Origin of the sequence: Streptomyces fragilis, assembly GCF_003112515.1 — a bacterium.
Classification (GTDB): Bacteria; Actinomycetota; Actinomycetes; order Streptomycetales; family Streptomycetaceae; genus Streptomyces; species Streptomyces fragilis.
In genome coordinates this window covers 701,999-718,035 of record NZ_BEVZ01000002.1, presented here as the reverse complement: position 1 = coordinate 718,035, position 16,037 = coordinate 701,999, and the positions used below count along the sequence as shown (strand labels likewise).

Annotated in this window: 15 protein-coding genes; 5 read left to right on the top strand and 10 right to left on the bottom strand. The window is 74.4% G+C overall.

The window, feature by feature from the left end:
- Nucleotides 1-2: 2 nt before the first annotated feature.
- From Sfr03f_RS05150 to Sfr03f_RS05130, 5 genes are all read right to left on the bottom strand, one after another.
- Nucleotides 3-1,226 carry an SGNH/GDSL hydrolase family protein gene (locus Sfr03f_RS05150; protein WP_108952490.1) on the bottom strand — a complete coding sequence of 408 codons (1,224 nt, stop codon included), beginning with the start codon at nucleotides 1,224-1,226 and terminating at the stop codon, nucleotides 3-5.
- A gap of 208 nt (nucleotides 1,227-1,434) precedes the next feature.
- The gene (gene rsgA / locus Sfr03f_RS05145) at nucleotides 1,435-2,541 is read right to left on the bottom strand and encodes a ribosome small subunit-dependent GTPase A (RefSeq protein WP_108952489.1); all 1,107 of its coding nucleotides are present in this window, start codon (nucleotides 2,539-2,541) and stop codon (nucleotides 1,435-1,437) included.
- A 332-nt stretch (nucleotides 2,542-2,873) separates the two neighbouring features.
- Nucleotides 2,874-3,593 (bottom strand): DUF4389 domain-containing protein, encoded by a 720-nt coding sequence (locus tag Sfr03f_RS05140; RefSeq protein WP_108952488.1) that lies wholly within the window; start codon nucleotides 3,591-3,593, stop codon nucleotides 2,874-2,876.
- A gap of 157 nt (nucleotides 3,594-3,750) precedes the next feature.
- Nucleotides 3,751-4,737, bottom strand: a complete 987-nt coding sequence (locus Sfr03f_RS05135; protein ID WP_108953450.1) for an Acg family FMN-binding oxidoreductase — start codon at nucleotides 4,735-4,737, stop codon at nucleotides 3,751-3,753.
- Nucleotides 4,738-4,808: 71 nt separating this feature from the next.
- A complete protein-coding gene (locus tag Sfr03f_RS05130; protein ID WP_108953449.1) occupies nucleotides 4,809-6,173 on the bottom strand; it encodes a nicotinate phosphoribosyltransferase in 1,365 nt (454 codons plus the stop codon).
- Nucleotides 6,174-6,408: 235 nt separating this feature from the next.
- On the opposite strand from Sfr03f_RS05130, the gene Sfr03f_RS05125 reads away from it, so the two are divergent.
- Both Sfr03f_RS05125 and Sfr03f_RS05120 read left to right on the top strand, forming a co-directional pair.
- On the top strand, nucleotides 6,409-7,272 hold the full coding sequence (locus Sfr03f_RS05125) for a universal stress protein (RefSeq protein WP_108952487.1): 864 nt from the start codon (nucleotides 6,409-6,411) through the stop codon (nucleotides 7,270-7,272).
- A gap of 101 nt (nucleotides 7,273-7,373) precedes the next feature.
- On the top strand, nucleotides 7,374-8,018 hold the full coding sequence (locus Sfr03f_RS05120; protein WP_108952486.1) for a dihydrofolate reductase family protein: 645 nt from the start codon (nucleotides 7,374-7,376) through the stop codon (nucleotides 8,016-8,018).
- 113 nt (nucleotides 8,019-8,131) lie between these two features.
- Here Sfr03f_RS05120 and Sfr03f_RS05115 read toward each other — a convergent pair whose 3' ends face one another.
- From Sfr03f_RS05115 to tuf, 4 genes are all read right to left on the bottom strand, one after another.
- A complete protein-coding gene (locus tag Sfr03f_RS05115) occupies nucleotides 8,132-9,253 on the bottom strand; it encodes an AI-2E family transporter (protein WP_108952485.1) in 1,122 nt (373 codons plus the stop codon).
- A 112-nt stretch (nucleotides 9,254-9,365) separates the two neighbouring features.
- Nucleotides 9,366-9,956: a putative immunity protein gene (locus Sfr03f_RS05110; protein ID WP_359289847.1), complete on the bottom strand. Its 591-nt coding sequence runs from the start codon at nucleotides 9,954-9,956 to the stop codon at nucleotides 9,366-9,368.
- The gene (locus Sfr03f_RS05105) at nucleotides 9,949-10,629 is read right to left on the bottom strand and encodes a hypothetical protein (protein ID WP_245967402.1); all 681 of its coding nucleotides are present in this window, start codon (nucleotides 10,627-10,629) and stop codon (nucleotides 9,949-9,951) included. The genes Sfr03f_RS05110 and Sfr03f_RS05105 overlap by 8 nt, the downstream gene beginning before the upstream one ends.
- A gap of 210 nt (nucleotides 10,630-10,839) precedes the next feature.
- The gene (tuf, locus tag Sfr03f_RS05100; protein ID WP_108952483.1) at nucleotides 10,840-12,009 is read right to left on the bottom strand and encodes an elongation factor Tu; all 1,170 of its coding nucleotides are present in this window, start codon (nucleotides 12,007-12,009) and stop codon (nucleotides 10,840-10,842) included.
- Between the two features lie 388 nt (nucleotides 12,010-12,397).
- Between tuf and Sfr03f_RS05095 the strand changes: the two genes are divergently transcribed.
- From Sfr03f_RS05095 to Sfr03f_RS05085, 3 genes are read left to right on the top strand one after another with little or no spacing between them, the layout of a single operon-like run.
- On the top strand, nucleotides 12,398-13,015 hold the full coding sequence (locus Sfr03f_RS05095) for a TOPRIM nucleotidyl transferase/hydrolase domain-containing protein (protein WP_108952482.1): 618 nt from the start codon (nucleotides 12,398-12,400) through the stop codon (nucleotides 13,013-13,015).
- Between the two features lie 26 nt (nucleotides 13,016-13,041).
- Nucleotides 13,042-13,755 carry a VOC family protein gene (locus Sfr03f_RS05090; protein ID WP_108952481.1) on the top strand — a complete coding sequence of 238 codons (714 nt, stop codon included), beginning with the start codon at nucleotides 13,042-13,044 and terminating at the stop codon, nucleotides 13,753-13,755.
- A gap of 39 nt (nucleotides 13,756-13,794) precedes the next feature.
- Nucleotides 13,795-14,013: an EF-hand domain-containing protein gene (locus Sfr03f_RS05085; protein ID WP_108952480.1), complete on the top strand. Its 219-nt coding sequence runs from the start codon at nucleotides 13,795-13,797 to the stop codon at nucleotides 14,011-14,013.
- A gap of 70 nt (nucleotides 14,014-14,083) precedes the next feature.
- Here Sfr03f_RS05085 and Sfr03f_RS05080 read toward each other — a convergent pair whose 3' ends face one another.
- Nucleotides 14,084-15,973, bottom strand: coding sequence for a CocE/NonD family hydrolase (locus Sfr03f_RS05080; protein WP_108952479.1), 1,890 nt, complete (start codon nucleotides 15,971-15,973; stop codon nucleotides 14,084-14,086).
- Between the last annotated feature and the right edge of the window lie 64 nt (nucleotides 15,974-16,037).

Here is a 16,037-nt window from a genome sequence, read left to right as displayed (position 1 = left end):
GGTCAGCCGGTGAGCTGCCCGAGGTCGACCGCCCTGGCCAGCGCCTTCATGCCGGCGTCGTTGAAGTGCAGGTGGTCGCCCGGGTCGAAGGCGGACCGGATCCGGTCGGGCCGCTCGGGGTCCCGTACCGCCGCGTCGAAGTCGACCACCGCGTCGAACGGCGCCTCCTGCCGGATGAAGCGGTTGACCTGCCGCCGCAGCGCCTCCCGCCGTGGGGTGTAGGCCAGATGCCCCCGGTACGGCGTGAGGGTGGCTCCGACGACCCGGATGCCCTTGGCGTGCGCCTTCTTCGCGAGGGTGCGGTAGGCCTTCTCGAAGGCCTTGACCCCGTCGTCGCCGGCCGCGTCGGTCATCACGTCGTTGATGCCCTCCAGCACGATCACCGTCCGCACCCCGCTGCGCCGCAGGACGTCGGCGTCGAACCGCTCGAGCGCGCTCGGCCCGGAGCGGTCGTTGAGGATGCGGTTGCCGGAGATCCCCGCGTTCAGCACTCCCAGCCGGTGCCGCGGGGGCAGCGCGGCGATCCGGTCGGCGAGCCGGTCGGGCCAGCGGCTGTTGCTGTCGGGGGTGGTGCCCACCCCGTCGGTCAGGCTGTCCCCGAGCGCCACCACGCTGCCCGCCGCGCGGGCGGTGCGCACGTCCACCCCGGTGACGTAGTACCAGGAGCGGATCGTCGAGGTGTAGGCGGCGCCGCCCACGTCGGCGGTGTGGTCGGCGCCGTGCGCCAGGAAGTTGGTCTGCTTGGCGATCCGGTGGTAGGTGGCCGGGCCGTCGGCCAGCGGCGTGTACACCGTGACCAGCAGGTCGGAGTCGCCGGGCACGTCGAGCCGCACCGGGTCGCTGACGATCTCCCGCCCGGGCGGCACCACGGCCGTGGGCCGGCCGTCGAAGAGGACCCGCCGCATCGTTCCGGGCACGGCGTCCGGGCGGGGGAAGTAACCGTGCTCCTGCAGCGCGACCGTGACCGAGCCGAGGTGGAGCGGGCGGATGCCGAGCCGGTTGGACAGGCGCACCCGGGCCGCCGTGCCGCCGACGCTGGTGTGCACCACGTTGCGGATGGACGCGCCGGGCAGCGGCAGGGCGGTGCCGGAGGCGGCGGCCGCCCAGGTCCCGGTCCATTTCTCCTTCTCCACCCGGCGGTCGGGCGCCACCGCGTGGGCCGGCGCCGTGCCCAGCAGGAGCAGGAGCAGGAGCAGCGCCACGATGACCCGTACCGCCTTGAGCATGTGTTCCGTCCTCCGCGATGTTCAGTTGGCCGCGCGTGCGTCGATCTCGACGGAGCCGACCGTTTCACAGCGTGACACGACGGACACGGAGCGTGCTGAACGCGTCGCGGAGGATCACCCGTACGAGGGGTGGTGACGGAGGTTTAGCCCGGGATCGGCGGGGTGGCGGCCGGCCCGTTCGGCCGCCACCCCGCCTTCCGGGGCACGGTCACCGCATCCGGCCCCGCTTGGCCTCCATCGCGGCCCTGCCCTCGGCTCCGCGGCGCTTCCACTCGCGCCGCATCTCGGCCCGGGCCCGGGCGTCGGTCTTGGCCACGATGTACTGGTTCTCACGGAGCAGCTTGCGGTAGCTCTCCAGCCGCCGCTCGGGCAGTTCTCCGGAGGCGACCGCGGCCAGCACGGCGCACCCGGGCTCGGCGACGTGCGCGCAGTCGTGGAACCGGCAGTCGGCGGCCAGTTCCTCGATCTCGGCGAACACCTGCCCGACGCCGCGCCCGGCGTCCCAGAGCCCGACGCCGCGCAGTCCCGGCGTGTCGATGAGCACGCCGCCGCCGGGCAGCGCGAACAGGTTGCGGGTGGTCGTGGTGTGCCGGCCCTTGCCGTCCACGTCCCGCGCCGCCTGGACGTCCATCGCGTCCTCGCCGAGCAGCGTGTTGGCGAGGGTCGACTTGCCCGCTCCGGACTGCCCGAGAAGCACGGTCGTGCCGCCGGAGACGGTCGCGGCGAGGACGTCGACGCCCTCGCCGGTCGCGGCGCTGACGGCCAGCACCGGCACCCCGGGCGCCGTCCCCTCGACGTCGCGCACCAGGTACCCGAGCGTCGCGGGGTCGGGGACCAGGTCCGCCTTGGTCAGCACCACCACGGGCTGCGCCCCGGACTCCCAGGCCAGGGCCAGGAACCGTTCGACGCGGGCGTACTCGAGCTCCACGGCCAGCGACACGGCGACGACCACGTGGTCGACGTTGGCGGCGAGGATCTGCCCCTCGGACCGCTTCGACGACGTCGAGCGCACGAACGCGGTCCGCCGCGGAAGGTAGTCGCGCACGTAGCGCGGCTGCCCGCCGACCGGGTCCACCGCGGCCCAGTCGCCGGTGCAGACGACCCGCATCGGGTCGTGCGGGGTGACGAACGCGGTGTCCGCGCGGATCACGCCCTCGGAGGTGACCATGTCGCACTGGCCGCGGTCGACCCGGATCACGCGCCCGGGCAGCAGCCCCTGCGCGGCGAACGGGGCGAACTCGGACTCCCAGCCCTCGTCCCAGCCGAAGCGGGTGAGCGGGTGCGAGGAGGTCGGGGAAAGAGAGGAGAGGTTCAAGGGAAGCCCTTCGAAGGGCGGCCCCGGCACCGCGCGTGCGTCGACGCGCAGGAAGAGGTGAGGTCAGCCGGAGGCCGCGGAGGTGAACGGAACGAACTGCTGGATGCGGGCAGGGCCCGTCACGGAGACAGCCATCGGTCACACCTCCTGAAAACCTCGACACGAACGAGCGGCGCCCACGAACGGGGCGCTGCTCCGACACGGCACAGCTTAGGGTCGCCGGCGATCGCGCGCCATCGTTTATCGCGCACCCCTCCGCCTCGCACCGCGCGCACCCCTCCGCGCGTGGACCGCGCGCACCCCTCCGCCCGTGGACCGCCCGGCGCGTCTCCTCACCGCTCCCGCGGCCCGTCCTGTCCGGCGTCACGTTCGGCGCCGCCCTGGTCCAGGCGGAAGGGCGGGTAGGCGTCCGTCATCAGCGCCGCGTAGGCCGCCACGCGCAGCACCCAGCGGTTGAACCCGACGATCAGGTCGAACAGGCCCCTCGGATACCGGTCGGTGCACGCCTTGGCGATGATCGCGAAGAACGCCAGCACGGTGATCAGCCCCGCCGACCACATCCACGGGCCGCCCCCGCTCCCGTCCCCGTGCTCGTCGCCGCCGCCTCCGTAGCCGCCGCCGGCCAGGAAGCCCACCACGACGTAGTGCGGGATCGTCAGCAGCCACCACTTGACCAGCACCAGCCCGCGCGAGAGGCGGCCGGGGCGGGCGATGTGGAGCCGCGCCGGGTAGTCGGGTTCCTCGCCGAGGCTGAAGGGCGGGTACCGGTCGGTGGCGAAGGCGCCGGCCGAGTAGTAGTGCACCCGCCAGCTCCAGCGCAGCACACCGGCGTTGAACTCGAACAGGGGCCGCGGATAGCGGGCCGTGCAGAGGATCGCGAAGAAGGCGATCACGCTCACCACCAGGAAGGCGATCCACAGGAAGGCCAGCACCACGTAGTGCGGGACGAGCAGGAGCCATTTCACCAGCCACAGCCAGCGCGACAGCCGCTCGTCCAGCCCCGCCTCCACCCGCACCGCGGCGGTGGGCGCGGCCGGCGTCCGAGAGTCCATACGGATCAGCTCCCACACGGTTCGCGGGGGTCCCGGCGTGCGGCGTTCCGCACGGCACAACGGCCGACTCCCCGCACCACCACCATGAGGGCGGGCGTCCGCCTCCGCGCGAGGAGCACGTCCGGGCGCCACCGTCCCTGCGGCGGGTGGCGCGGCGTCACGGCTCCAGGTCGAGGATGTCGTCGACGGGGCGGCGTCGCGTCACCGCGCCGGTGGGGCCGTATCCCAGGCGGAGGATCATCTGCACGGCCCCGTGGCCGTGCACGGGGTCGCGCAGCAGCCAGCGGAGCGACTGGCGCTCCAGCGGCTGGGTGGTCAGGCCGGTGGCGACCTGGACCGTGGTGGCCGCGAGCAGGACGCGCTCCAGGGCCTGCCCGGCGAGCACCCAGCGCGGGGGGTCGTCGTCGGCCGTGGAGAGGATCGCCAGCTGGGGGTGGCGTTCGAAGCGGACGCGGGCCTGCTCCCGGCCGGTGCCGTGTCCGAAGTCGCGGCTGTACCACGCCGCGTCCTGGCTCTGCGGGCCGACGGCCGACCAGGGCACGCCGTCGGGGGCCAGTTCCGGGGCGGTGCCGACGCGCAGCCAGCGGGCCTCGTCGGGGTCGCCGGCGTGTTCGGCGTGGTGCTCGGCCTCCGCGATGAGATCGACCAGGAAGCGGACGTGCCAGCCGCCGGGGAACAGCAGACGCGCCCCCTCGGCCTCGGCCTCGCGGATCAGCAGCTGCCGGACCGCGTCGGGCAGGGGGTGGTCCTCGAACGGGACCCGGCTGGTGTGACGGCGTGCCAGCGCCGGGCGGAGGCTCGCCAGCGCTCCGGTGGCCGCCGCGCCGCCCGCCGTTCCGGGGCGCACGCGGGCGACGAGCCAGGGGTCCTCCGGCTCGGGCAGCAGGGAGACGTGCATGACCAGGCCGCTGTGGGCGGCCGCGACCCGCAGGTTGAACAGCGCGGCGCCGCAGCTGATGAACTGCGCCCGGTGGTCGGGGTCCGCGTACGGCATACCGCGGGCCGGGTCCGCCCTGAGGTCCAGCACCCCCGTACCGCGGTGGTACACGAAACGCCAGGGCTGGGCGTTGTGCAGGGAAGGCGCGGTCGCGGCGGCGTGGACGAGGTCGCGGACCGTCGGTGGGGAAATGTGCGGCGTCGGCATGGTCTCCTCCTCCACTCCAGCGTCACTCCACTCCGCGTGCGAGGCCACACGGAGCTGACGGGCAGGGATCGTCAGGCGTGGCCGTGCGGGCGTGTCGGGTCGCCCGTCGCCGCCGCCGCGGCCTTCTCGGTACGCGCCCGCACCCGGCCGGTGAGGCGCTCCAGCTGCTGCGAAGGCACCGCTCGCGGCGCGAGGGGTGCGCGGATCCGCCGGGCGGAGGCGGGCAGAGCCGCGAGGTCCGCCGTGAACCGGGCGTTCAGGTCGGCGAGGGAGGGCCGGGGCGCCGTCCGGCGCCCGTGCCGCATCACCGTCTCGAGCAGCGGCACGCCGTCCTCGGGCGGCGCCTCCCCGGCCAGTCCGATCACGTCGGCGAAGTCCGGGCGCCGGTGCACCTGTTTGGCGCCCGGAGCGGTGACCTTGTGCTGCGACAGCTTCATCACGGGGCGGCCGTCGTACTCGACGAGCTTGTAGGCGGAGTCCAGGGAGGGCGCGTCGGCGGAGACGCCGACCCGCGTGCCCACCGCGAACAGGTCGACGGGAGCCCCTGCCCGGACGAGTGCGTCCAGGGCGTACTCGTCGAGCCCGCCACTGGCGACGACACGGACCCCGGGCAGGCCCGCCGCGTCGAGGAGCGCACGGGCCCGCACGGCGAGTGCCCCCAGGTCTCCGCTGTCGAGACGGACCGCCGAGCCCTCCGCGCGGTCCAGGTCCCGCAGGACGCGTGCGGCGACCTGGACGCCGCGCTCGGTGTCGTAGGTGTCCACCAGGAGGGTCAGGGGGCCGGGGTGGCAGCGGGCGAACGCGCGGAACGCGTCCTCCTCGGTGGGGAACGCCTCGACGAAGGAATGGGCCATGGTGCCCACCGCCGGGATCCCCTCGCGGACCGCGGCCGCCACGTTGCTCGTCCCGGCGAAGCCGACCAGGGCGCCCAGCCTCGCGGCCTGGTGGCCCGCCTGGGCGCCGTGGGTGCGCCGCAGGGAGAAGTCCACGACGGGCCGTCCGGCCGCGGCGAGGACGCAGCGGGCGGCCTTCGAGGCGATCGCCGTCTGGTGGCTGATCCGGTTGAGCAGGCACGTCTCGACCAGCTGCGCCTCGGTGATGGGCGCCGTCACCTCCATGAGGGGCTCCCCCGCGAGGACGATCCGCCCCTCCGGGACCGCCTTGGCCTCCCCGGTGAACGTCAGGTCGCGCAGCGGTTCCAGGTCCTGGCGTGGCCGCCCCAGCGCGGCGGCGAATGCCTCGGTCTCCTCCTCGCCGATCCGGAACCCCTCCAGCAGGTCCAGCGCCGACTCCACTCCGGCGGCCACCAGGAAGCCCCGCTCCGCGGGCAGGTCGCGCACGAAGAGATCGAAGGTCGCGGTTCCGCCCATCCTCTCGCGCCGGTAGCACATGGCCATGGTGATCTCGTACAGATCGGTGTTGGTGGCGTCCGGCATCACGGCCACTCACCTCCCGTGGGTTTCGTGGCGCCCCGCGGCGTCCGGGTTCCCCGCTCCGCGGACAGGCATCCGAGCGGCCGGCGACGGCCCGGTCCCGTTCGGGTGCCCGGTTGCGGAGGCGTCCGCGTGTGGAATTCTGGTGCCGTGGACAGGTTGCGGCGCGCACCCGCTCCGGCGGCTCCGCTGCCGCACGGCACCGTGCGCGGGCGCACCCTGGGCAGGGAGAGGCGTCATGGACGAGACGGCGGAACGATCTGAGATCGTCGTCGGGGTCGACCCGGCCAGGGATGTGCGCCTCCCCGTGTACTGGGCCGTGGACGAGGCGGAGCGACGCCGGGCCGGCCTGCGTCTGGTGGTCGCCGTCCCTCCGCCGCACGACACCCAGCATGTCGACGACGGTCCCCGCTTCCAGGCGCAGGCGGTGGCCGGCCGGAACGCCCTGGCCTCCGCCGCCGACCTGGTGCGCGAGCGGAGCCCCGGGACCCGGGTCGCCACAGCGCTCCTCGAGGGCCGGCCGGCCCAGGTGATGGCGGGCCTGTCCCGGAACGCCGTGATGGTGGTGCTGGGCTCCCGCCGTCTGCGCAGGACGGAGGAGTTCCTCGGCGCCGGCTCGCTCGTCGTCCCCGTCACCGCACAGGCAGGGTGCCCGGTGGCCGTCGTCGGCGACGCCGAGCACGCCACGCAGGCGGCGCCCTACCTGGTGGTGGGCGTGGACGGAAGCGAGTCGTCACGGGCCGCACTGGCGTTCGCCGCGGAGGAGGCGCGTCTGCGGGGGTGCGCCCTGCGGACCGTCGCGGTGTGGCAGCCGCCGGTCTTCACCCGGCACCCCGACCCCGCCGCACTCCAGCAGGCCGAATCCCGGCTGCTCGGCGAGCTCACCGCTCCCCTGACGGAGCTCCTGCCTGACCTGTCCCTGACCCACGAGGTGACCTCGGGGTCACCGGTCGAGGTGCTGGCCGGCGCGGCCGAGCACGCGCTCGCCGTGGTCGTCGGCCGGCGGGGCCACGGCGGCTACTCCGGCATGCGTGTGGGCTCCGTGGTGCACGGACTCCTGCACCGGGCGCACTGCCCGGTCATCACCGTGCCCGCGACGTGACCGCGGGGCGGTGCCGTCCGCGCGGGCCTGAGGGCGCGACGATGACTTCTCCCGGCCCGGGGAGTCTCCCCACCGTCGTGTCACCCACACAGGAGGAACGCGTGGCCCAGCTGCTGAGAGTGCAGAACTTCAACGTCTCGAGCGACGGGATCGGCGCCGGGGAGGACCAGACCCTGGAGAGGCCGTTCGGCCACGTCGATCCGGAGAGGCTGTTCGCCTGGGCCGGCGCCACCGCGAGCTGGCCGATGCGCACCGACCCGGGAGGCAGCCGGGGGCTCGACGACTACCTGACGCGGGACTACGCCCGCAACATCGGCGCCGAGATCATGGGCCGCAACAAGTTCGGCCCCCAGCGCGGCCCGTGGGCGGACCACGAGTGGCGCGGCTGGTGGGGCGACGAACCCCCGTTCCGCACGCCGGTGTTCGTCCTCACCCACCACCCGCGCCCTTCCCTCACGCTGTCCGACACCACGTTCCACTTCGTCGACGGCGACCCGGCGACGGTGCTGGCTCAGGCGCGGGAGGCCGCGCAGGGCAAGGACGTCCGGCTCGGCGGGGGTGTCACCACCGTCAGGGAGTTCCTGGACGCCGATCTCGTCGACACCCTGCACGTGGCGGTCTCACCGGTGGAGCTGGGCACCGGGCTGCGGCTGTGGGAGTCCCCCGACGAGCTGCTCGACCGCTTCCACCTGGACGTGGTGCCGAGCCCGAGCGGGGTGACGCACCACCTGTTCTGGAGGCGGTGACCAACACCCGCGCCCGCCCCGCCCCACCCGCACGACCGGGGCGGAGGACGGCGGAGGCCCGGACCCGCGAGCGGCGGGGCCGGGCCTTTCGGGGCGTGCCGGGGAGCGGCGGATCAGACCGTGGCGACGGTGGCGCCGCCGTCCGCCTCACCGTCCCGCGGAGGCCGCTCGTCCCGCTCGGTCAGCTGCTCGCGGACGTAGTTCCACACCACCGCGATCAGCGCGGCCGCCGGGACGGCCAGGAGGCTGCCGACGATACCGGCCAGGTTGCCGCCCAGGGTGACCGCGAGCAGGATGACCGCGGCGTGCAGCCCGAGGCCCCGGCTCTGGATCATGGGCTGGAAGACGTTGCCCTCCAGCTGCTGCACGCCGACGATGATCGCCAGCACGATCAGCGCGTCGGTCAGCCCGTTGGAGACCAGCGCGATGAGGACCGCGACGAAGCCGGCGAACAGGGCGCCGATGACCGGCACGAAGGCGGAGACGAAGGTCAGCACCGACAGGGGCAGCACGAGCGGGATGTCGAGGAGCCACAGGCCGATGCCGATGAGGACCGCGTCGATCAGGCCGACCAGGGCCTGCGAGCGGATGAAGGCGCCGAGGGTGTCCCAGCCGCGTTCGGCGACGGCGGGCACGTGGACGGCGTACTTCCCGGGCAGCTGACGGGCGAGCCAGGGCAGGAACCGGGGGCCGTCCTTCAGGAAGAAGAACATCAGGAAGACCGCCAGCACGGCGGTGACGACGCCGTTGATCACCGTCCCGACCCCGGTGACGACGGCGGAGACCGTGGTGCCCGCGCTGTCCTGCAGGCGCTCCACCGCGGCGTCGAGGCCCTTGCTGATCTGCGCGTCGTCGATGTTCAGCGGCGGACCGGCGGCCCATTCGCGCAGCTGCTTGATCCCGTCCACCACCCCGTCGACCAGTTGCCCGGACTGGGAGCTCACCGGCACCGCGATCAGGGCGACCACGCCCGCCGCGACCACCAGGGACAGCACCGTCACCACCGAGGCCGCGAGCGTGGCGGGCCAGCGGTGCGCCCGCAGGAAGCGGGTGAGGGGCCAGGTGAGCGTCGTGAGGAACAGGGCGACGACGAGCGGCCACAGCACCGGCCACATGCGGCCCAGGAGCCACAGGGCGGCGGCGGCCGTCAGCAGGAGCAGCAGCAGCTCGGCGGAGGTGCGCGCCGAGGAACGGAGCGCTGCGCGGGTTCGTATGGCACTCAACCTGTCAGGCATGAGGTCACTCTAGAGGCCGCCCCAAGTGGTGGCGGTCAGCCTGCAGTTGGCGGGTCGCCCGACGACCGGGGCAGCTGCGCCCGGCGCGCCGCCGGCAGCCGGCCCGGGTGTGTCACCGTGGGGCGCGCTCGCGCAGGGCGGCGTCCAGGGCCCGCAGGAGTTCACCGGTGCGGCCTCCGCCGGGCGGGGCGGCCGGATAGCGCCGGAGCACCTCGGCCAGGGCCGGGGTGGCGTGCCGCGCGGCCCGCCGCAGGTGTTCCTCGCCGATGGCGCGGTCACCGCCGGCGACCAGCTCGGCGGCGTGGGCCGCGTGCGCGGCCGAGCCCAGGATGTGCTTGACCTGCGTGGCCTTCGCCAGCGGGTGCAGGTAGGCGGCGCCGGCCGCGGCCATGGCGGCCCGGGCCGCCTCGCGGGCCGCCGCGCCCTCGGCGGCCCGGGCCGCCTTGAGCGCCGCCCAGGCCGCGTCGCGCAGCGCCTTGCCGCGCTCGCCGCCCCGGGCGAACTCCCGGGCGGTGTCCAGCGCGTGGCGGGGACGGGGGTCGTCGGGCCGGTCCGCCTCGAACACGTCGAGCACCTCCCGCGCGCAGGTCGCGGCGAAGGCGGTGACCTCGCGCAGGTCCCGCCGGCTCAGCGCAACCGGCTGCGGTCCGGCCCCGCTCACGGGCGGTCCGGCCTCGGCCGCGGCCGGTCCGGTCTCAGGCACGGGCGAACGCCTCCCTGGTCACGTCGCGCTCGAAGGTGGCCGCCTGGTACCCGTAGGTGCGGATCTCCGGCACCCGGACCACTATGCAGAAACGATCCACCGACTCCAGGGCGCGCGCCACCTCGGCGTACCGGCGCTTGAGGAGGTGAACGGCCGCCCGGTTGGCCAGCGGGCTCTGGCCGCAGACGAGGAGGACCGGCCGGCTCGCCTCCGGCGGCGTGAACTTGGCGACCAGCGCGTACTCCTGGACGTTCTTGTCGAACGGGTAGCGGTGCTCGCCGACGACGAGGGCCACGGAATCGGGGCCGTCGTCGTACGGGAGCACGCGGACGCCGGGGAGGTGCGCCGCGAGGTGTCCGCCGGTGCGGACGTTGGCCTCCCCGACCGGGCCGCCGACGCAGAACTCGGTCCGGTCGTCGTTGCTCCCCCGGAACGTGTTGCTGGACTCGGTCACGACGTCGCTGCCGAACTGGCCGGCCAGGGCGGCGATCTCCGCGACGACGTCGACGTCCCTGCGGTGGGTGACGTCGGGCAGGCCGTGCTTGTTGCCGACGACGACCAGGCACGGCTCACCCGGCACGACGCCGAAGAACGCGGCCTTGCGGCGCAGCATCCGGGAGCGCTTGCCGCGCTCCCAGAGCCAGCCGCACGCGCCTCCGATGAGACTCGTCACCAGGCCGATCAGAACGTTGGCGATTACGGAAGAGATCGCTGCCCCCTCGGTCCTGACGGGGCCGGCGCCCCGTCCGTCGGGGAGTTTCTACCACCCGCCGCTCAGGGACGGCCGCCGGTTGCCGGGCGTTGCCGCCCCGAAGGGCGGGTCCGCCCCCGCTCCCGGGGGCGGACCCGCCGCGCAGGACCCCCGTCGGCCTGCCCGCGTCCGTCAGCCGACCTCCGTCACCATCCCCGCGGCGACGGTCCGGCCGCCCTCACGGACGGCGAAGCCCAGGCCCGGCTCCAGCGGTACCGCGGAGCCGAGCTCGACCGTCATGTCGACGGTCTCCCCGGGCCGCGCCGTGCCCGCCTCCCCCAGGTCGACGTCGCCCACCACGTCCGCGGTGCGGATGTAGAACTGGGGGCGGTAACCCGTGGACACCGGGGTGCGGCGGCCGCCCTCCCGGGCCGACAGGACGCGGGCCCGCGCGGTGAAGCGACGGCTCGGCGTGACGCTGCCCGGCGCGGCGACCACGTGTCCGCGGCGCACCGCGTCCCTGGCCACCCCGCGCAGCAGCAGCGCGACGTTGTCCCCGGCCTGGGCCGACTCCATCGGCCGCCCGAAGGTCTCCAGCCCGGTGACCACCGACTCCAGTCCCGCGCCGAGGACCTCGACCCGGTCGCCCGTGCGGACCGTGCCGCGCTCCACCGCGCCGGTGACGACGGTTCCCCGCCCGGTGATGGTCAGCACGTTCTCCACCGGCAGCAGGAACGGCGCCTCCAGGTGCCGCTCGGGCATCGGCACGTAGGTGTCGACGGCGTCCAGCAGCGCCTCGACGGCCGCGACCCAGCGCGGGTCGCCCTCCAGGGCCCTGAGCCCCGAGACCCGCACGACGGGCACCTCCTCGCCCGGGTAGCCGTGCGCGGTCAGCAGTTCGCGCACCTCCAGCTCCACCAGGTCGGTGAGCTCCGGGTCGCCGGCGTCGGCCTTGTTCAGCGCGACGACGATGTGCTCGACGCCCACCTGCCGCGCCAGCAGCACGTGTTCGGCGGTCTGCGGCATCACCCCGTCGAGCGCGGACACCACCAGCACCGCGCCGTCGAGCTGGGCGGCGCCGGTGACCATGTTCTTGACGTAGTCGGCGTGCCCGGGCATGTCGACGTGCGCGTAGTGCCGGGTGCCGGTCTCGTACTCGACGTGCGCGATGTTGATGGTGATGCCGCGGGCGGCCTCCTCCGGAGCCCGGTCGATGCGGTCGAACGGCACGTAGCGGGAGGCCCCGCGGTCGGCGAGCACCTTGGTGATCGCGGCGGTCAGGGTGGTCTTGCCGTGGTCGACGTGACCCATGGTGCCGATGTTGAGATGCGGCTTGGTGCGGACGAATGCCGTCTTGGGCATGGCTGTTCCTCGCGGTGCGACGCGCGGGCGTCCGGCCCTCCCGGTGGGGGGAGCGGGCCGGCGGGGACCCCGGAGGCGGTTCTCCGACCCTCCCCCTACGGGGTCCGCCGGAAGTTCTGTCCGGGGAGGGTCACCTTCGGGCGCCGTCGGCGGCCGCGCCGACTGCGGCGCCCGCTGCGAGGAACGCGGCGGCAGCCTTCGGAGCATCCGCGACCGCGGATGCTGCAGCGAGGGCGAAGGCGTGCCGGAACATGTCCCCGAGCATGACGGGCGGGGCGCGCACCCGTCGAACGGTTTTCGCCGGCCCCTGCGGCAGGGCCGGCCGCCCGGCGTCGCCCCCGCGGATATTGGGGTGCCGCTCCCCCACCGGTGGTGCAGACTCGCGCGCATGGCGGAGACGGCGGCGTTCGGGGACGCGGTGCGGCACTGGGCGGCCGGCGGGAGCGCCGGGCGGGCGGGTGAACTGGCGACGCGGCTCGGGCTGCGGACGGCGGTGCTGCTGGAGGGCCCGAGCGATCTCGCGGCCGTGGACGCCCTGGCCGCCCGGCACGGCCGGGACCTCGCGGGTGAGGGCGTGTGCGTCGTGACGATGAACGGCGCCATGAACGCGGGCCGCTTCGCCCGGGTCCTCGGGCCTCCCGGGCTCGGCCTGCGGCTCACCGGCCTCTGCGACGAGCGCGAGCGGGGCTGGTTCGACCGCGCGCTGGAGCGGGCCGGGGCGCCCGCACGGGACGTCTTCGTGTGCGTGGCGGACCTGGAGGACGAGTTCGTCCGCGCCCTGGGCACGGAGCGGGTCGAGGCGGTGGTCGCCGCCGAGGGCGACCTGCGCGCCTGGCGGATCTTCCAGAGCCAGCCCGCGCAGCAGGGCCGTTCCCGCGAGCGGCAGCTGCGGCGCTTCCTGGGCACGAAGAAGGGCCGCAAGATCCATTACGGCCGCGTCCTGGCCGAGGCCCTCGGCCCCGGCGAACTGCCCGCCCCGCTCGACGCCCTCTTCACCAGCCTGTGACCCCGCACCCCGAGGAGACCCCCGGCATGCCCGCGTACCTGCACGCGCTCACGTTCGACGCGCTCGACCCCGCCCGCCTCGCCCGCTTCTGGGCGGGCGGGCTGCGGCAGGAGCGCGGTGACGACTTCACGGTCCTCGCGGCGAAGGACACCGGGTTCGCGCTGCGCTTCGTCGCGACGGACGAGCCCAAGTCGGCGCAGAACCGCCTGCACTTCGACCTGACCAGCGCGTCCCCCGACGAGCAGGGGGCGACGGTGGCCAGGGCGCTGGAGCTCGGCGGCCGGCACACCGACATCGGCCAGCTGCCCGAGGAGGAGCACGTGGTGCTCGCCGACCCGGAGGGCAACGAGTTCTGCGTCATCGAGCCCGGCAACGGCTTCCTCGCCGGCTGCGGCTTCGTCGGCGCGCTCGCCTGCGACGGCACGCAGGCGGTGGGGTACTTCTGGAGCCGGGCGCTGGGGTGGCCGCTGGTCTGGGACCAGGACGAGGAGACGGCGATCCAGTCGCCCGCGGGGGGAACGAAGATCACCTGGGGCGGTCCGCCGCTGATGCCGCGCGGCGGGCGCCGGGACCGGATCCGCTTCGACCTCGCCGTCCCGGCCGGCGAGGACCTGCGGGCGGAGATCGACCGGCTGGTCGCCGCCGGCGCGACGCACCTCGACGGCGACGGGCACGACGGCGGCCGGGTGTCCCTCACCGACCCCGACGGCAACGAGTTCACGGTGCACAAGGCCCGCTAACCTGACCTGCGTTCAGATCGTGACGACGGACGGATACGCATGACGGACATCGTGAAGGCTGCGGCGCGCAAGGTCTTCGAGCGCTACGACCTCGACGGGGACGGGCAGGTCACCGCGGAGGAGTACCGGCAGGTCGTCTCGGAGCTCGAGGGCTCGGAGATCACCGCCGAGCAGGCGCGCGCCCTGGTCGACTCGCTCGACACGGACGGCGACCGCCAGATGTCCTTCGAGGAGTTCTGGGCGGGCATGAACGCCTGACGGTACGCCGGTGCGTGCACGAGGGGCCCGGCGCGGGTGACGCGCCGGGCCCCTGTCATGCCGGCACGGGTCAGAGGTGCCGGCCCGGGGTCACCGTGAAGGTGGCGGGGCCGGCCGGAAGGGTGACCGTGTACTGGCGGAGGTAGGTGTCCAGGAACGGCGAGCGCGCCCCCTGGGTGGGCACGTCGTCGGCGGGGTCGTCCAGGGCGAGCCGCAGCTGCGCGCCGGTGACCCTGATCGTCTCGCCCGAGGGCGTGTCGCGCCAGGAGCCGGTCTGCACGGAGCCGATCTCCACGGCGAGGACGTGGCCCGGACGCAGCGTCCAGTCCGTCGACTTGAGGTCGACGGAGAGCCGCCCGGTCTCCACCAGGGAGACCTGCTCGTCGAACATCACCGCGCTGCCGTCGGGGGCGACGTCGTACAGCTTGAGCATGACGTTGCCCTCGCCCCGCGCGGTCAGCCGGATCTGCGGCGTCCCGGTGACGCGGACCGGCCGCTCGAGGGGCTTGGACCACACGAAGAAGCTGGAGCCGACGTCGCCCGCCGTCTGCCGCTCGGCGACGCCCTTCGCGAGCCCCTCGGGCGCGGGCGCCTCCACGGCCGGAGCGTTCTCCATGTCCCACGTGCCGGACGGCGGTTCGGGTGTCCTGGCCGCGCTCTCCTCGCCCGCGGCGGCCAGGTCGGCGCGGGCGGACGCGCCGCCGTCGTCGACGTAGGACCCGCCGCCCAGCGGCAGCGTCACCGACCGCTCCACCACCGGCCAGGTGCGCTGGGCCCGCCAGGCGCCGGTGCTGTCCTCGACGGAGTAGGCCGGGTACCGGACCGTGGGCCGCACGCCCTTCAGGTACCGGTCGTAGAAGGACAGCGTCTCGGCGTACCAGCCCTCGCGTCCCATGGCGAGGCGGCCGTCGCCGACCCGGTCGCCGCCGCGCACGTGGTCCCACTGGCCGAGCCAGCCGCGTTCCGGCCCGCGGTGGTTGTCGAGGTACTCCTCCATCTCCTCGGGCTTGGTGTTGTTCTCGATGAAGCCCTGGGTGACGAAGAGCGGGGTGTCGCTGCCCTCGGCCATCGCCGCGAGGTCCCGCGCCTTCCAGTGCTCGCTCTCCTGGTCGGCGATGCGGTAGCCGGCCAGGTTCTGCTCCAGGCACTCCGGGTGCGCCTGCTCCCAGCGGGCGTTGGCCTGGTAGCGCGCGTCGTCGTCCGCCATCGGCGGGAAGGTCGCGATGCCGTTGTAGGCGTTGGCGGTGCCGGTCACGTTCGGGCGGGGCACGCCGTTGGAGTAGATGTACTGGTACATGTCCCAGACGGGCTCCTGGGCGACGACCGCCTTCAGGGCCCGCTGGTCGAGGTTGTTGCCGATCAGGCCGGTGACGGCGTCGTAGGACTTGCCGTACATACCCACCGCGCCGGTGGACCACGGCTGGCGGGCCGCCCAGGCGATCGCGGCCTTCACGTCGGCCTGTTCGCCGGGTCCCGCCCAGTCGAGGCAGCCGGTGGAGCCGCCGAAGCCGCGCAGGTCCACCATGACGAAGGCGTAGCCGTTGTCGAAGACGTCGGCGCCCTCGAGGAAGTCGTTGAAGCGGGGGGACGGTCCGGTGTGGGTGAACCCCTCGGGGCCGGTCTGGCCGGCGTGCGAGAAGTAGGGGCCGACGGAGAGGATGACGGGCACCTTCTCGCCGGGGTCCAGCCCTTCCGGCAGCAGGACGTCCGCGTGCAGTTCGGTGCCGGAGTCGTCGGCGGACGGGAAGTAGTGCTGGGTCCAGACGGAACCCTCGGGGACGCGGTCGTTCTCCTGGTGGCCGACCGGGCCGGTGGCGGTGGCCACGGCTCCGTTGGCGGTCGCCGTTCCCGCGGGCGCCGCGGTCGCGGGGCCGGTGACGGTACCGGTCAGCGCGAGGGTGCCGACCAGTGCGGAGGCGGCCCAGGCGGTCGCGCGACGTGCTCTCACATGCTCCTCCATGGGTGGGTGCGAAGCAGTGCCGGTGGTGCGGTCGAGCTGGGCCGTGGCCCATGGCGCGCGAGCC

Bases quoted from the DNA above. Each gene is read 5' to 3' on its own strand.
- Sfr03f_RS05150 (WP_108952490.1), bottom strand. From the start codon at position 1,226: ATGCTCAAGGCGGTACGGGTCATCGTGGCGCTGCTCCTGCTCCTGCTC.
- Sfr03f_RS05140 (WP_108952488.1), bottom strand. From the start codon at position 3,593: ATGGACTCTCGGACGCCGGCCGCGCCCACCGCCGCGGTGCGGGTGGAG.
- Sfr03f_RS05135 (WP_108953450.1), bottom strand. From the start codon at position 4,737: ATGCCGACGCCGCACATTTCCCCACCGACGGTCCGCGACCTCGTCCAC.
- Sfr03f_RS05130 (WP_108953449.1), bottom strand. From the start codon at position 6,173: ATGCCGGACGCCACCAACACCGATCTGTACGAGATCACCATGGCCATG.
- Sfr03f_RS05125 (WP_108952487.1), top strand. From the start codon at position 6,409: ATGGACGAGACGGCGGAACGATCTGAGATCGTCGTCGGGGTCGACCCG.
- Sfr03f_RS05115 (WP_108952485.1), bottom strand. From the start codon at position 9,253: ATGCCTGACAGGTTGAGTGCCATACGAACCCGCGCAGCGCTCCGTTCC.
- tuf (WP_108952483.1), bottom strand. From the start codon at position 12,009: ATGCCCAAGACGGCATTCGTCCGCACCAAGCCGCATCTCAACATCGGC.
- Sfr03f_RS05095 (WP_108952482.1), top strand. From the start codon at position 12,398: ATGGCGGAGACGGCGGCGTTCGGGGACGCGGTGCGGCACTGGGCGGCC.
- Sfr03f_RS05090 (WP_108952481.1), top strand. From the start codon at position 13,042: ATGCCCGCGTACCTGCACGCGCTCACGTTCGACGCGCTCGACCCCGCC.
- Sfr03f_RS05085 (WP_108952480.1), top strand. From the start codon at position 13,795: ATGACGGACATCGTGAAGGCTGCGGCGCGCAAGGTCTTCGAGCGCTAC.
- Sfr03f_RS05080 (WP_108952479.1), bottom strand. From the start codon at position 15,973: ATGGAGGAGCATGTGAGAGCACGTCGCGCGACCGCCTGGGCCGCCTCC.